The organism is Rhodovulum sp. ES.010, from assembly GCF_900142935.1.
Taxonomy (GTDB): Bacteria; Pseudomonadota; Alphaproteobacteria; order Rhodobacterales; family Rhodobacteraceae; genus Rhodovulum.
The window spans coordinates 929,701-943,186 of the sequence record NZ_FSRS01000001.1 but is presented as its reverse complement, the minus strand read 5'-3'; the positions used below and the strand labels follow the sequence as shown (position 1 = coordinate 943,186).

General features: G+C 70.0%; 13 protein-coding genes. 5 read left to right on the top strand and 8 right to left on the bottom strand.

Annotation, left to right across the window (positions count from 1 at the left end; genetic code table 11):
• Positions 1-85 precede the first annotated feature (85 nt).
• The gene (gene mazG, locus BUR28_RS04720; RefSeq protein ID WP_074219081.1) at positions 86-916 is read right to left on the bottom strand and encodes a nucleoside triphosphate pyrophosphohydrolase; all 831 of its coding nucleotides are present in this window, start codon (positions 914-916) and stop codon (positions 86-88) included.
• A gap of 113 nt (positions 917-1,029) precedes the next feature.
• Between mazG and speB the strand changes: the two genes are divergently transcribed.
• The 5 genes from speB (at position 1,030) to BUR28_RS04695 (ending at position 5,336) form a co-directional block, all read left to right on the top strand.
• Complete coding sequence (gene speB, locus BUR28_RS04715; protein WP_074219080.1) at positions 1,030-2,010, top strand: agmatinase; 981 nt, start codon at positions 1,030-1,032, stop codon at positions 2,008-2,010.
• Positions 2,007-2,477, top strand: a complete 471-nt coding sequence (locus tag BUR28_RS04710) for a DUF1499 domain-containing protein (RefSeq protein WP_074219079.1) — start codon at positions 2,007-2,009, stop codon at positions 2,475-2,477. The genes speB and BUR28_RS04710 overlap by 4 nt, the downstream gene beginning before the upstream one ends.
• 91 nt (positions 2,478-2,568) lie before the next feature.
• The gene (gene prfA / locus BUR28_RS04705) at positions 2,569-3,621 is read left to right on the top strand and encodes a peptide chain release factor 1 (RefSeq protein WP_074219078.1); all 1,053 of its coding nucleotides are present in this window, start codon (positions 2,569-2,571) and stop codon (positions 3,619-3,621) included.
• Positions 3,618-4,457, top strand: coding sequence for a peptide chain release factor N(5)-glutamine methyltransferase (gene prmC / locus BUR28_RS04700; RefSeq protein WP_074219077.1), 840 nt, complete (start codon positions 3,618-3,620; stop codon positions 4,455-4,457). The genes prfA and prmC overlap by 4 nt, the downstream gene beginning before the upstream one ends.
• A 225-nt stretch (positions 4,458-4,682) precedes the next feature.
• Positions 4,683-5,336 (top strand): DUF4167 domain-containing protein, encoded by a 654-nt coding sequence (locus BUR28_RS04695; RefSeq protein ID WP_371441585.1) that lies wholly within the window; start codon positions 4,683-4,685, stop codon positions 5,334-5,336.
• Positions 5,337-5,351: 15 nt separating this feature from the next.
• Here the strand turns inward: BUR28_RS04695 and rsmA are convergent, their stop codons facing one another.
• Genes rsmA through lptF form a run of 7 tightly spaced genes read right to left on the bottom strand, consistent with a single transcriptional unit; the run spans position 5,352 to position 13,371 of the window.
• The gene (gene rsmA, locus BUR28_RS04690; RefSeq protein WP_074219075.1) at positions 5,352-6,191 is read right to left on the bottom strand and encodes a 16S rRNA (adenine(1518)-N(6)/adenine(1519)-N(6))-dimethyltransferase RsmA; all 840 of its coding nucleotides are present in this window, start codon (positions 6,189-6,191) and stop codon (positions 5,352-5,354) included.
• 10 nt (positions 6,192-6,201) lie between these two features.
• Entirely contained in the window at positions 6,202-6,720 is a 519-nt protein-coding gene (locus BUR28_RS04685; protein ID WP_074219074.1) for an HXXEE domain-containing protein, read from the bottom strand.
• Between the two features lie 15 nt (positions 6,721-6,735).
• On the bottom strand, positions 6,736-7,740 hold the full coding sequence (gene pdxA / locus BUR28_RS04680; RefSeq protein ID WP_074219073.1) for a 4-hydroxythreonine-4-phosphate dehydrogenase PdxA: 1,005 nt from the start codon (positions 7,738-7,740) through the stop codon (positions 6,736-6,738).
• Positions 7,737-8,960, bottom strand: a complete 1,224-nt coding sequence (locus BUR28_RS04675; protein WP_074219072.1) for a peptidylprolyl isomerase — start codon at positions 8,958-8,960, stop codon at positions 7,737-7,739. Before BUR28_RS04675 ends, pdxA begins: the two co-directional genes overlap by 4 nt.
• Positions 8,961-8,999: 39 nt before the next feature.
• The gene (locus tag BUR28_RS04670) at positions 9,000-11,150 is read right to left on the bottom strand and encodes an LPS-assembly protein LptD (protein ID WP_074219071.1); all 2,151 of its coding nucleotides are present in this window, start codon (positions 11,148-11,150) and stop codon (positions 9,000-9,002) included.
• Positions 11,150-12,250, bottom strand: a complete 1,101-nt coding sequence (gene lptG / locus BUR28_RS04665) for an LPS export ABC transporter permease LptG (protein WP_074219070.1) — start codon at positions 12,248-12,250, stop codon at positions 11,150-11,152. The genes BUR28_RS04670 and lptG overlap by 1 nt, the downstream gene beginning before the upstream one ends.
• Entirely contained in the window at positions 12,247-13,371 is a 1,125-nt protein-coding gene (gene lptF / locus BUR28_RS04660; protein ID WP_074219069.1) for an LPS export ABC transporter permease LptF, read from the bottom strand. Before lptF ends, lptG begins: the two co-directional genes overlap by 4 nt.
• Between the last annotated feature and the right edge of the window lie 115 nt (positions 13,372-13,486).

Sequence of the window (13,486 nt, the reverse complement as noted above, 5' to 3'; positions counted from 1 at the left end):
TTCCCTGTTCGTGGTTCGCGTCGACAGGTCGCACCAAAGCTGACAAAAAAGGTCAGGTCAATAGGCGAATCTTTCTGTCGGAAATTCAGCCGCCGCGGCGCTCGGCCCGCTTCGCGGCGTCCCAGAGCGCATCCATCTCGGCAAGGTCGGAGTCCTCCGGCCGCTTGCCGCGCGCGGCAAGATCGGTCTCCACGGCCTTGAAACGGCGTGTGAATTTCGCGTTTGCGGCGCGCAACGCCTCTTCCGGTTCGATCTCCAGGTGCCGGGCGAGATTCGCGATGGCGAACAGCAGGTCGCCGTACTCCTCGAAGACCTCTTCGGCGGTCATTCGCTCCCGCGCCTCGGCCAGTTCCCGCGCTTCCTCGGCAATCTTGTCGACGACCTGCCCGATTTCGGGCCAGTCGAAGCCGACTCGCGCCGCGCGCTTCTGCAGCTTCACCGCCCGGGTCAGCGCGGGCAGCGCGAGCGCCACGTCGTCCAGAACGCCATGCGCGGCCTTCCGCGCGCGCTCCTGCGCCTTGATCGCCTCCCAGTCGCGGGTCTGCTGCTCGGCCGACTTGTCGCGGCTTTCATCGCCGAAGACATGCGGGTGCCGGGCGACCATCTTGTCCGCGATGGCGTTCGCCACCGAGTCGAATGAAAACAGCCCCGCCTCGGCGCCCATCTGCGTGTGATAGACCGTCTGCAGCAGCAGATCGCCAAGCTCCCCCTCCAATTCGCCCCAGGCTTCGCGGTCGATCGCGTCGGCCACCTCGTAGGCTTCCTCGATCGTGTAGGGCGCGATCGAGGCGAAATCCTGTTCGATATCCCAGGGGCAGCCGGTGTCGGGGTCGCGCAGTCGGCGCATGATCTCGATGAGGCGCGGCGTGCCGCCTTCTGGGTCGTGGACGAGGGCATCGGATTCGGTGGGGGGCATGGAGGTCTCCGTCTCGTGCGGGCCGAGTTGGGCAAATGCGCGCCCGGATGTAAAGCGGGGGCTGGCGTGCGCGGCGCGCCGCGTTATCGTGCGCGCGAGCGGAGGGCAGGCAAATGGCATTGGGCGACGCGAAACGGCAGGTCGACACGGCGATCACCCGCGAGGGGCACCGGGGGCTGTCCTACGAGAACGCCTTTGGCGGCGTCCCCTCGTTCCTGCGGCGGACCTTGACCAAGGACCTGTCCGGCGTTGACCTCGCGATCACCGGCGTGCCGTTCGACCAGGCGGTGACGAACCGGCCCGGCACCCGGCTGGGCCCGCGCGCGATCCGCGAGGCGAGCACGCTGCAGGCCTGCGACGCGCCCTATGGCTGGGGCTACAATCCGCTGGAGGCGTTCGACATCGTCGATTACGGCGATGTCGCGTTCGACTATGCCGCGGTGCCGGAGTTTCCCGGCGTGCTCCAGGCCCATGCGGCGGACATTCTCGCCGCCGGGGCGGGCTGCATCGCGATGGGGGGCGATCACTCGATCTCGCTGCCGCTCTTGCGCGCCCATGCCGAGGTGCACGGCCCGCTCGCGCTCGTCCAGTTCGACGCCCATACCGACACATGGGCCGACGACCTCTCGGGTCGCATCGACCACGGCACCATGTTCCGCAAGGCGGTGCGCGAGGGGGTGATCGACGTCGAGCGCTCGGTGCAGGTGGGAATCCGCACCGACAATCCCGATACGATGGGCATAACGATCCTCGACGCGCCCTTCGTGCACGAGAACGGCCCCGCCGCGACGGTCGCCCGGATCCGCGAGATCGTGGGCGACGCACCGGTCTACCTGAGCTTCGACATCGACGCGCTGGACCCGGCCTTCGCGCCCGGTACCGGCACGCCGGTCTGGGGCGGGCTGACCAGCGCGCAGGCCGCGGCGATGCTGCGCGGCTTGGCCGGCATCGACCTGAAGGGCGGGGATGTGGTCGAGGTCTCGCCGCCCTACGATCCGAGCGGCATCACCGCGGTCGCGGGCGCCCATGTGGTCACCGAACTGATCTGCCTCTGGGGCTGGACCCGACGTGAAGAAAGGGCTTTAGAAAAATGAAAATCCTGACCTATCTCGTTGTCATTCTTCTGATCGGCTCGGCGGCGGGCGCGGTCTATTTCCGCAAGGTCGCCGACGATCCCGAAACCTGGCATGTCGATCCGATCACCGCCGCCAAGCCAGACACGCCGAACGCGGTGCTCGTGCGGCCAGAGGGCGGTGACCGTACCATGCCGGGCTATGACGTGCCCCCTGAGGCATTGGCCGAGGCGATCGAGGCGGTCGCGCTGGACGAGCCGCGCACCGAACGGATCGGCGGCAGCCCCGACGCGCTGTGGATGACCTATGTCCAGCGCTCGCGGATCTTCGGCTTTCCCGACTACATTTCGGTCAAGGTGCTGCCGAAGGACGACGGCGCCACCTGGGCCGCCTTTTCGCGCTCGCGCTTCGGCCAGTCCGACCTGGGCGTGAACGCCGCCCGGCTGGAACGCTGGCAGAACGCCGTGCGGCAACGACTCGACGGCTGACGGGGCAGGGCGGGCCGCTTCTCGCACGTGCGGGTGCGCGGCCGCCGCCCCCGGGCCTTGACCCCCGCCCGGGCTTGGGCGACAGAAAGCCATGCTTCCCCTCGACAAACTCGACCAGATCACCCGCCGCTTCGAATTCCTCGAGGCCAAGCTCGCCGAGGGCGCGGGCGGGGATTTCGCGCAATTGGGCCGCGAATACGCCGAGTTGAAGCCGGTGGTCGACGAGATCGCCGCCTATCGCCGCGTGCGCGCCGACATCGCCGAGGCCGAGGCGATGCTGGACGATCCCGAGATGCGCGCGCTGGCCGAGGAGGAACTGCCCGCATTGTGCGCCCGACTGCCCGAGATGGAGCAGGCTCTGCGCCTGGCGCTGCTGCCCAAGGATGCGGCCGACGCCAAGCCCGCGATCATCGAGATCCGGCCCGGCACGGGGGGCGAGGAGGCGGCGCTGTTCGCGGGCGACCTGTTGCGCATGTATCAGCGTTACGCCGAGGCGAAGGGCTGGAAATTCACCATGCTTGAAGAGGCCCAGACCGAGCTCGGCGGCATCAAGGAGGCGGTGGCCAGCGTGCAGGGCGAGGGGGTCTTCGCAAGGCTGAAATACGAGTCCGGCGTGCACCGGGTGCAGCGGGTGCCCGAAACCGAGTCGGGCGGGCGCATCCACACTTCGGCGGCCACCGTGGCGGTGCTGCCCGAGGCCGAGGAGGTGGATGTCGACGTGCCCCAGTCGGACATCCGCATCGACACGATGCGCGCCAGCGGCGCGGGCGGCCAACACGTCAACACCACGGACTCGGCGGTGCGCATCACCCATATTCCCACGGGCATCGTCGTGACCTCGTCGGAGAAGTCGCAGCACCAGAACCGGGCGATCGCGATGGCGGTGCTGCGTGCGCGGCTCTACGACATCGAACGCCAGAAGGCGGCAGAGGAACGCGCCGCATCGCGAAAATCCCAGGTGGGTTCCGGCGACCGCTCCGAACGCATCCGCACCTACAATTTTCCGCAAGGGCGGATGACCGACCACAGGATCAACCTGACGCTTTACAAGCTCGACCAGGTGATGGCCGGCGATCTGGACGAGGTGATCGACGCGCTGATCGCCGACGACCAGGCCGGCCAGCTCGCCGAGATGGAGGCATGACCGGCGCCGAGGCGCTGGCCCGTGCCACGCGCCGCCTGAACGCCGCCGGCGTCCCCGACGCGCCCCGTGATGCGCGGCGGCTCCTGGCCCATGCGCTGCGAGTCGACCCCGGCCGGCTGACGCTCGTCCTGCCCGAACCGTTGACCGAGGCCGCCGCGGCAAAGCTGGACGCGGCGCTCGTCCGGCGCGCGGCGCGCGAACCCGTGTCGCACATCACCGGACGGCGGGCGTTCTATGGCCGCGACTTCCGGGTGACGTCCGACGTGCTCGACCCCCGGCCCGAGACCGAGACGCTGATCGCGGTCGCGCTGTCCGGGCCGTTTTCCCGCGTGCTCGATCTGGGCACCGGGTCGGGCTGCATCCTGCTCACGCTGCTGGCCGAACGCCCCGGGGCAACCGGCATCGGGACGGACGTCTCGGCACCGGCACTGGAGGTAGCGCGCGAGAATGCCCGACGTCTTGTTGGCATCGAGCGGGCGGCGTTCTTCGAGGCCGACTGGTACCCGCCGCGTCCCGAGCGGTTCGATCTCATCGTCTCGAACCCGCCCTATATCGCGGCCCACGAGATGGCCGGGCTGGCCCCCGAACTGGCGCACGAACCGCGGGGCGCGCTGACCGATGGGGCCGACGGTCTGTCATGCTATCGCGCGATCGCCGCGGGCGCGCCGGCCCATCTCGCCCCCGAGGGCCGCCTGCTGGTCGAGACCGGCGCGGGCCAGGCCGGCGACGTCGCGGCCATTCTGCGGGGCAGCGGCCTTGACATCCTGGGCGTCCATCCCGATCTCGATGGCAGAGGGCGGGTTGTCGAGGCCGGATGCGGCGCGACACTGTCTTGAGGCAGGCATTGCGTTGCGCGCGCCTCTCAGGGACTCGCCAAATCGCCGCATTCTGTGTATTTTCCACTTGTCACGGTCGAAGAGCCGTGTTTACTCGGACCCGCGTATGGCATGGCGCCTCCGAAGGGGTTCGTCCTCACACGGCGCCTTGGCGCAGTACAAGCCAGACACAGGTCGGCAACCGTAACCGGAAAAGGGCGCGACACGGTTCGCGCCGGGGGCGCAATGCCCATCCGGAGACGCCAATACAAGGCTGGAACCAGTAATCGCATGAGACCATCCAAGTCACGTTCGCGCTCGAAGTCCAACCGCTCGCGCTCGATGGGCAATATCGTCAATCGGGTGTTCGACAGTTCGGGCCCCGAGGGCAAGGTGCGCGGCACGCCGCAGCAGATCATCGACAAGTACAACCAGTTGGCGCGGGACGCGCAGCTCGCGAACGACCGCGTCGCCACCGAGAACTTCCAGCAGCATGCCGAGCATTACGCCCGCCTTCTGAGCGAGGCCCAGCGTGAGCAGGAAGCCCGCCGCGAGCAGCAGCAGCAACAACAGCAGCAGCAAGACGGCCAAGGCCAAGGCCGGGGCCGCGGCGGCGACGGAGGCGGCGATCAATCGCGCCGCGAGCAGCAATCGCAGGATCAGGGCAGCAGCCAGGGCGAGGGCTCGCCCGCCGAGGTGATCGACATGGGCGGGGACGAGGCCGAAAGCACCCTCGTCGAGACGCCTGAGGAAAAGCCCGCGGAAGGCGGTCCCGACACAGGCGAGGCGCCGGCAGAGAAGCCGCAGAAGCCGCGCCGCGCGCGCAAGCCGCGCCCCCCCAAAGCCGACAGCGAGGCCGGCGAGACCGACGCCAAGGCCCAGCCTCCGGCGGCCGAGTAGGCGAGGCGCCCGGGCTCAGGGCGTCAAAGCCCGGGCCAGGGCACAGAATTTCTCGATCGGAATCTGTTCGGCGCGGTCGGTGGGCGCAATTCCCGCCGCCGCCAACCGCTCCTCCATATCGGACGCCAGCCCCTTGAGACTGGCACGCAGCATCTTGCGCCGCTGCCCGAACGCGGCGGCCACCACCCGCTCCAGCACGGCCGGATCGGCCGGCCAGCGTGGTGCGGGCAGGGCGTCGATGCGCACCACCGCCGAGGCGACCTTCGGCGGTGGCGTGAACGCTTCGGGCGGCAGCCGCATCGCGATGCCCGCCTCGGCCCGCCACTGGGCGAGGATCGCCAACCGGCCATAGGCCTTGCCGCCCGGGTGCGCGACGATCCGTTCGGCCACCTCGCGCTGGAACATCAGCGTGAGGCTGTCCCAGACCGGCGGCCAGGCGGGCGGCGTCAGCCAGCGCACCAGAAGCTCGGTGCCGACATTGTAGGGCAGGTTCGCCACCACCTTGATCGGCGGTGTCAGATGCGCCAGCGGGTCGACCTCCAGCGCGTCGGCATTCAGCACGGTCAGCCGGCCGGGATAGGCCTCCGCGATCTCCGCCAGCGCGGCCAGGCAGCGGGTGTCCTTCTCCACCGCCAGCACGTGCCGCGCGCCCTCGGCCAGAAGCCCGCGGGTCAACCCGCCGGGGCCGGGGCCGATCTCCAGCACGTCGGCGCCCGTCAGGTCGCCCGCGGCCCGTGCGATCTTGGCGGTCAGGTTCAGGTCCAGCAGGAAGTTCTGGCCCAGCGCCTTCTTCGCCGTGAGACCGTGCGCCGCGATCACCTCGCGGAGCGGCGGCAGGTCGTCGATCGCGCTCATCGATCGTGCCTCAGGCCATCAGCACGGCGGCCAGCCGGAGCGCGCCGCCCGCGGCCAGCGGGGTCAGCATCAGCCCCGCGAGCGTCGCCAGCGCCGCGCCGCGCGGTGTGATCCGCCCGCGTGTGACCAGCCCGGCCAAAACCCAGAGCGCAAGCGGGGCCTGCAACGCGACCCCGCTTATCGCACCCGGCATCAGGCTCAGGGTGCCAAGCGACATCAACACCTGGCCAACCGTGGCCATCAACAGCGCGCCCGCGAAGACCGCCATGATCCACGCCCAGGCCCCGGAATGGCGCCCCTGGTTCGACAGGATGACGATGGCCGCCCCGGTCAGCGTCAGCAGCGCCGCCGCAACCGCGTATTGCGCCGGTCCCGGCCACAGGAAGTCGGGTCGCTGTGCAGCCAGCCAGCCCGGCATGAACAGCGTTTCCTCGGCGTTGCGCAGCGCGTAGACCACGAAGAGCAGAGCGCTTCTGGTCCTCAGGTCGATACGTCCAAGGGCGATATTCTGTCCGGCAAGGCGCTTCAATGGCGGTGGGCCTCCTCATCGGCTTTGCGTGTCCGACAGCGTGCCCGTGGCGGCCCGCGTCCGGGCCATGCGCCGCGCCGTTTCCAGCGCCGCGATCAGGCTGGAGGCATCGGCCCGGCCTTGCCCGGCGATGTCGAAGGCCGTGCCGTGGTCGGGCGAGGTGCGGATGAAGGGCAGGCCCAGCGTGACGTTCACGCCCCGGGCGAAATCCAGCGTCTTGATCGGGATCAGCGCCTGGTCGTGATACATGCAGATCGCCGCGTCGTATCCCCGCCGGGCGCCCGCGTGAAACATGGTGTCGGCCGACAGCGGGCCGGCCAGCGCCAGCCCGTCGGCGCGCAGAAGGTCGAGCACCGGGGCGATCAGCGCGATCTCCTCCCGCCCCATTGCGCCGCCTTCGCCCGCATGCGGGTTCAGCCCCGCGACCGCCAGGCGCGGCGTCTCGATCCCGAAATCGCGGATCAGTGCGGCATGGGTGATGCGGATCGTGTCGGAGAGCAGCTCCGCGGTCAGGGCGGCGGGGACCTCGGCCAGCGGGATGTGGATCGTCACCGGCACCACCCGCAATGCGTCGCAGGCCAGCATCATCACCACGCGGTCGACGCCGGCAAGGTGGGCGAGATACTCGGTGTGGCCGGGATGGGCAAAACCCGCGCCGTCCTGCAGCGCCTTCTTGTGGATCGGCGCGGTGCAGATCGCCGCGGCATGGCCCGCCTGCACCAGTTCCACGCCGCGGGCGATGGCCTCGATCACCGCGGCCGCGTTCTCCGGCGCCGGGCGCCCCGGCGTGGCGGGGGCGGGGAAGGGCAGCGCCAGCACCGGCAAGGCCGTGGCCGAAACGTGCAGCGCCTCTTCGGGGGCGTGAATTTCCGCATGCGGCGTGCCCTCGGGCAGATGCCGCGGATCGCCGATCCAGAAAAAGGGCAGCCGCGCCCCCAGCGCTTCCCACGCGCGGGCGGCGATCTCGGGGCCGATGCCCGCGGGCTCGCCGCAACTGAGCGCGATGGGCAGGTCGGTCATGGTTCGCGGATGATCGCGTCGGCTTCGAGCTCGGCGAGGTAGCTTTCTGCGTAGCCGCCGAGCCGTTGGTTCAGCAGCTGCCGGCGCACCGTCTCGCGGTCGAGCGTGCCCTCGCCGAGCTCCGGCGTGCGTCCGCACAGCATCAGAACCACCGCCGTCTGGGGCGTCGACAGTCCGTAGGAGATCTCGCCCTCGTCGAGCTTGGCGAGTTCCATGGCCACGGAGTCGGGCACCTCGGCCACAGGTCGGGTCTCGCGCGACAGCCGTTCTGCGGGCAGGCCCTTGGCCACGCCGTAGAGGTCGTCGCATGTGTCGACCCGGCCGCGCACCCGCATGGCCTCGGCCAGCGATCCGCCGGGGATCAGGAAGCGGGCATATTCGACCGCGACGGCCTCTGGGCTCCGGGCCGCGCCGGTTTCGCGGATCGCACGCAGCTGGAACAGGGCGATGGCGTTGTCCAGGTCCACGGGCGCGGTGACCTCGCCGGGACCGAGCGTCAGAACCTGGCCGGCCACCTGGCGCGGCAGGTTGGCCAGCGGCAGCCAGCCCATCCGCCCGCCCTGATCGCGGGAGCGCGAGACCGAGTAGCGACGCGCGGCGGCGGCGAAATCGGCCTCGCTGCGGATCGAGGACCGAAGCTCGGCGGCCAGTTCCTCGGCCTCGGCGCGGAACCGGGGCGTGTCGGCGCGCAGGATGATCTCGGCCAGCAGGACCTGCGCGCCCGCCGCGCCCGACTGCGGCGAGGTGATCGCCAGCGCCCGGTCGATCTCGGCCTCGGTGACCTGGGCGCGCGGGCCGAAGCGCGCGCGCACCACCTGGCGCCAGGTCAGGCCCGCCTCCACGAAGTCGCGGAACGTCTCGGCGGCGACGCCGGCCTGACCGATCGCGGCGATGAACTGCTCCACGCCGAGATTGGCGCGGGCGGCGAATTCCTCCATCCCGGCCTCGATCTCCTCGGGCGAGGCACTCACGCCCAGCCGTTCGGCCTCGGCCATGCGCAGCCGGTCGTCGACCAGCCCCTGAAGCGCGACGGTCTCGATGTCTGGCGGGTTGCCGAGCAGCCGGACAAAGCGGACGCGCTGCTCGAACTCGTAATTGGTGATCGCCTTGTCGTTGACGAACAGGCGCGGCGCGAAGGGGCCGCCCTGCTGCGCGGTGGCGATGCCGGCGGCCAGCATTGCGACAGCTGCGATCGCCGCAAGGCCCATGCGTCGGATCATGCCTGTTCCTCCGTTTTTCTGCCCCGTGGCCCGGTCGCTTCAGAACCGGGCGCAGCGCCGGGCCCGGCCCGCCGCCTCGCTGCCCGACCCGAAGCCGATGAGCGAGACGGTCAAGCCGAAATCCGTCGTCGGCCTCACACTAGTCGAGGCGGTGAACCGACGCGAGAGGGAAAGATCGACCATGACGCACTCGTTGCGGTATTCCAGCCCGATCCCGGCCTTCGACGCCTCCTCGCCGACGAAGTCGTAACGCCAGTCGACCTTGCCCGTCCAGTTCGGGCGGAACCGGTAGGCGGCGTCCATCACCCATTCCGAACGGTCGTCGGGGCGGCTTTCGGCGGGGTTCGCCTCGGTCCAGAGCAGGCTCGACCCCAGCGCCACCCGGTCGGATTGCCAGTCCACGCGCAAATCGTTCTTGGTGAAATCGAAGCCGTCGTCGAACAGTGCCCGGTTCGACAGGCTCAGATTGCCCGGGAGATCGACCGAAATGGCCGCAAGCCAGTCCGACCGGTCGCCGTCGAGCCCCGAGCCGCCGGCGAACTGGCCGAGGTCCTCCTCGCGGAAGATCCGCCCGACGGTGAGGCCGAGCGACCAGCCGGCGGGGTCGTAGCGTGTCCAGCCGATGCCGAGATTGGCGCGGAACCCCGCCTCGCGCGCATCCTCGCCGGGGAAGCGGCTGAGCGAGAACAGGTTGGCCTCGTCGAATTCCACCAAAACGCTGTCCTCGTTCGGAATGTCGCCATCGTCCTCGCGGCTCCAGGCCAGTTGCACCACCGGTTCCAGCAGATGGCTCGCACCGCCCGCGCCGGTCTTGACCATCGGCCAGCGCAACTCCACCGTGGCCGCCGGCGTGACCCGCGTGCTGTGTCCGCTGCGCGCGGCGTCGTCGCCCACGCGGTAATGGTCGATGTCCAGCGCCCCCATCGCCGCGAGCACGACGCCGTTGCCCGTCACCCAGTCCCCGCGCCAGTCGAGCCCGGCCGAGAGCCGGGCGAGGTCGCGGCCGTCGACCGAGGCGGTCGAGTCGCGGTAGAGCCCGTCGGCGGACAGGCTGAACGCCGCGATGCCGCCGATCCCCGGCGGGGCGAAGCGGCGGCGGTAGCTTGCGTCGCCGACATAGCTGGGGATCGTGGCGTTGTTCTCGGAATCGCGGAACGTCTCGTAGTGGATCAGGTCGGCCGCGATCAGTTCGTCGCGCCGGGCGCGGGTCAGCCCGATGGCGCTGTCCAGCCGGTCCTTGTCGGCATAGTCGTAGTCGAAGAGATAGCCGGGGTCGGAGACGTCCTCGAAATCGAAGCTGAGCCGGAAGTCGCGCGGCAGGTCGAAGCCGCCTTCGGCGAACAGGTAATAGCGCAACTCGTCCTCGCGCAGGCTGTCGCGCGAGATCGCGCCCTCGACCTCGATATCGCCCCGGCGGAAGGCGCGGCGGTAGCGGAATTCCAGCGTGCGCGTCCGCGAGGTCGAGACATAGGGGGTGAGCAGCAGATCCTGGTGCGGCCCCAGCGCGATGAAATAGGGCAGCTTCAGCCCGGTGCCCAGCCGGTCGGTCGCCCGGATGCTGGGCGTGAGGAACCCGGTCGCACGCTCCAGCGTCGGGTCGGGCACCCTCAGCCGCGGCAGGTAGAAGACCGGCACGCCCACCACCTCGAGCCGCGCATGGTCGAAATAAAGTTGCTTCTCCTGCTGGTCGTGGACGATCCGGCGGGCGCGGATCTGCCACAGCGGCACCTCGGACTCGGCGCAGACCTGGCAGGCGGAGGCGACGGTCCGGTCCAGTTCGTTGTAGCGGCCCGCCACGCGGCGGATATCGGCGGCGGCAAGCTGCAACTGCTGGTCGAGCACCATCCGCGCCGAGCGCAGGATGCCCTCGGTCAGGTCGGTCGACAGATCGGCGCTGTCGGCGACCACGACGGTGCCGTCTCCGGTCGTCAGTTTGATCGGGCCGTCGATGGTCAGCCGCCCGCCCTCGCGGTCGTAGGTGACGCGGCTGGCGCGCAGCCGCGTGTCGCCGTAGAGCACCTCGACATCGCCCTCGGCGACGAGCTGGCGCAACTCGCCCACGCGCACGCGGTCGGCGATCAGCGTGGCGGCCGGCTCCGGCGCGTCCTCGGCCCGGACCGGGGCGGGACCCCACATCGCGGAACCGAGCGTGGCCGCCAGTAGAATCGAAAACGCCCAGCGCCGCCGCATCAGCCATCCTCCAGGTGCAGCAGGAGCCCCAGCGAGAGCAGAATTCCCGCCGCCGGCGGGCTCCAGGCGGCAAGCGCCACGGGGATCTGCCCGTTCTCGCCCAGGACCTGCGCGAAATTGCGCAGGAAGAACAGCCCCAGCCCGAGGCCCAGCGCCAGTATCACCATCGGCCCGGTGCGCCCGAACCGCGTGTGGCGCATGGTGAACCCGGCGCCGAGCAGGACCATCGCGGTCAGGATCAGCGGCAGCGCCAGTTCCATCTGCAGCCAGACCCGGTGCGCCCGTGCCGAGAAGCCCGCGCGCTCCAGCGAGGCGATGAAGTCCGGCAGGTCCCAGATCGCGATGGCCGAGGGCCGGGCGAAACTGTCGCGGATGCGCTCGCTGGTCAGATCCGAGGGCAGGACGACACGGACTTCCTCGATGGCAGTGGCCTCGGGATTGGGCGCTTCGAGGCCGAAGGTCCAGCGTTTGGCGTCGCGGATGTCCCAGCCGCGCGGGGTCAGCGCCGCTTGCTCCGCCTCCATCCGCCAGGCCGGGCTGCCATCGGGACCGAAGGCCAGGAAGGTGACGTCGAAGAACCGCGTGCCCTCGGGATTGGCCCGGTCGGCGCGGATCACCATCTGCCCGGCGGCGCCGCCCTGGCGCATCCACAGCCCCTCGGCGCTGACCGACAGAACGCTGACCTCGGCGCCCTCGTAATGGCTGGATACCACCTCGAAGCGCTTGCTGGTGGCCGCGACGATGGGATTCATGATCGCCACCGCCAGCAGCCCGAAGACCAGCGCCATCGCCACGGGCGCGATCAGGCTGCGCAACGCCGAGCGCCCCGAGGCGCGCGTGACGACGAGTTCCGAGGTACGCGCGAGCCCTAGGAACAACGTCACCGTTGCAAGCACGATGACGAGCGGCAGGATCGTGTAGAGATCCGCGGGCACCCGCAGCGCGGCGAGGTGCAGCGACTCGCGCAGCCCGATCGTGCCGACCCCGAAATCGCGCAGCTGTTCGACCATGGTGATCAGAACCAGGATCGTGGCGAAGCCGGCGAAGATCGCCAGCACGGCAAGGGTGAACTTGCGCGCGAAATAAAGGTGTAGCGTCATCGCGCCGCTCCCGCCGCCGCGCCCGGCCTCCGGCGCCGGGCCGAAAGCCCGATCAGCGCCGCGCCGATCGCCATCCCCGCCAGCGGGGGGGCGTATGTCATCGGCCAGGGCAGGGCGCCGCGGCGCACCAGGTCGCCCATGGCGTTGTCGAGAAAGCTCACCACGATCAGCAGCACGATCGCGAGCCCGACCTGGCGGCCGACCCCGAACCGGCTGAACCCCCCGATCAGCAGCGCGCCATAGCCGATCAGCGCCCCCGCAACCGCCAGAAGCGGTTGCGACGAGCGGGCGTGGCCCTCGTAGAGCAGCACCGCGCGTGGCTCCCGGGTGGCGGCGATCAATCCGGGCGACGGGTCGATCAGGTCTCCGGTCGGCAGGGTCTCGATCTTCGGCGGGCGCATCCGCGCGCTGTCCAGCAGCGCCGCGATGTCGTAGACGAAATCCTCGAACCGCCCGACCGCGAGCCGCCGGCCGTCCGGCTCCAGGGACTGCGCCATCCCCTCGAACATGGCCAGTTTCGGCCCCGAGGGGCTGTCGACCAGCACGGCACGCTTGGCGGTATAGGTGACCCGCACCGCCGGGTCGGTGGCGTCCGACAGGTAGATGTCGCGCAGCTCGCCCGCGGGCGTGATCTCGCGGATATAGAATGTGATCCCGCGGGCGGGGTGCAGGAACTGGCCCTCCGAGAGGAATTGCGAGGCGATGTCGCGCGAGATCTCGTCGCGGCGCTCGTCCAGGATGGCGCGGCTCGCGGGCACCAGGACGTGGGTCAGCACCAGCATCGGCAGCGCCACCAGCAGGCCGAACGCCGCCACCGGACGGGCCAGCCGCCACGGGCTGCAGCCCAGCGCCTGCATCACCACCATCTCGCTTTCCGAGATCATCCGGTTGATGACGTAGACCGTGGCCGCGAAGGCCGCGATGGGCAGCACCAGGCGGATCACGTTGGGCAGGGTGAGCGCCGCGAATTCCAGGAACACCAGCGCCGACTGGCCGCCGCCGATGATCTGCTCGAACAGCGAGACGCCGCGATTGACCCAGTAGATCGACACCAGCACGAGCGCGAAGAAGCCGAACAGGATCGTCAGCTGCCCAAGCAGGTATCGGTCGAATCTCGGCACATGTCCCCCCAGGACGGCCAGCGGTCGCGCGGGACCCTAGACCAATCGGCATGGCGGGAAAACTGCTATCTGGTCAAGGGGGCGGCGGGGGACTAGGTAGGGGCCAGACCAACGA

Bases quoted from the DNA above. Each gene is read 5' to 3' on its own strand.
- mazG (WP_074219081.1), bottom strand. From the start codon at position 916: ATGCCCCCCACCGAATCCGATGCCCTCGTCCACGACCCAGAAGGCGGC.
- speB (WP_074219080.1), top strand. From the start codon at position 1,030: ATGGCATTGGGCGACGCGAAACGGCAGGTCGACACGGCGATCACCCGC.
- BUR28_RS04710 (WP_074219079.1), top strand. From the start codon at position 2,007: ATGAAAATCCTGACCTATCTCGTTGTCATTCTTCTGATCGGCTCGGCG.
- prfA (WP_074219078.1), top strand. From the start codon at position 2,569: ATGCTTCCCCTCGACAAACTCGACCAGATCACCCGCCGCTTCGAATTC.
- prmC (WP_074219077.1), top strand. From the start codon at position 3,618: ATGACCGGCGCCGAGGCGCTGGCCCGTGCCACGCGCCGCCTGAACGCC.
- BUR28_RS04695 (WP_371441585.1), top strand. From the start codon at position 4,683: ATGCCCATCCGGAGACGCCAATACAAGGCTGGAACCAGTAATCGCATG.
- rsmA (WP_074219075.1), bottom strand. From the start codon at position 6,191: ATGAGCGCGATCGACGACCTGCCGCCGCTCCGCGAGGTGATCGCGGCG.
- pdxA (WP_074219073.1), bottom strand. From the start codon at position 7,740: ATGACCGACCTGCCCATCGCGCTCAGTTGCGGCGAGCCCGCGGGCATC.
- BUR28_RS04675 (WP_074219072.1), bottom strand. From the start codon at position 8,960: ATGATCCGACGCATGGGCCTTGCGGCGATCGCAGCTGTCGCAATGCTG.
- BUR28_RS04670 (WP_074219071.1), bottom strand. From the start codon at position 11,150: ATGCGGCGGCGCTGGGCGTTTTCGATTCTACTGGCGGCCACGCTCGGT.
- lptG (WP_074219070.1), bottom strand. From the start codon at position 12,250: ATGACGCTACACCTTTATTTCGCGCGCAAGTTCACCCTTGCCGTGCTG.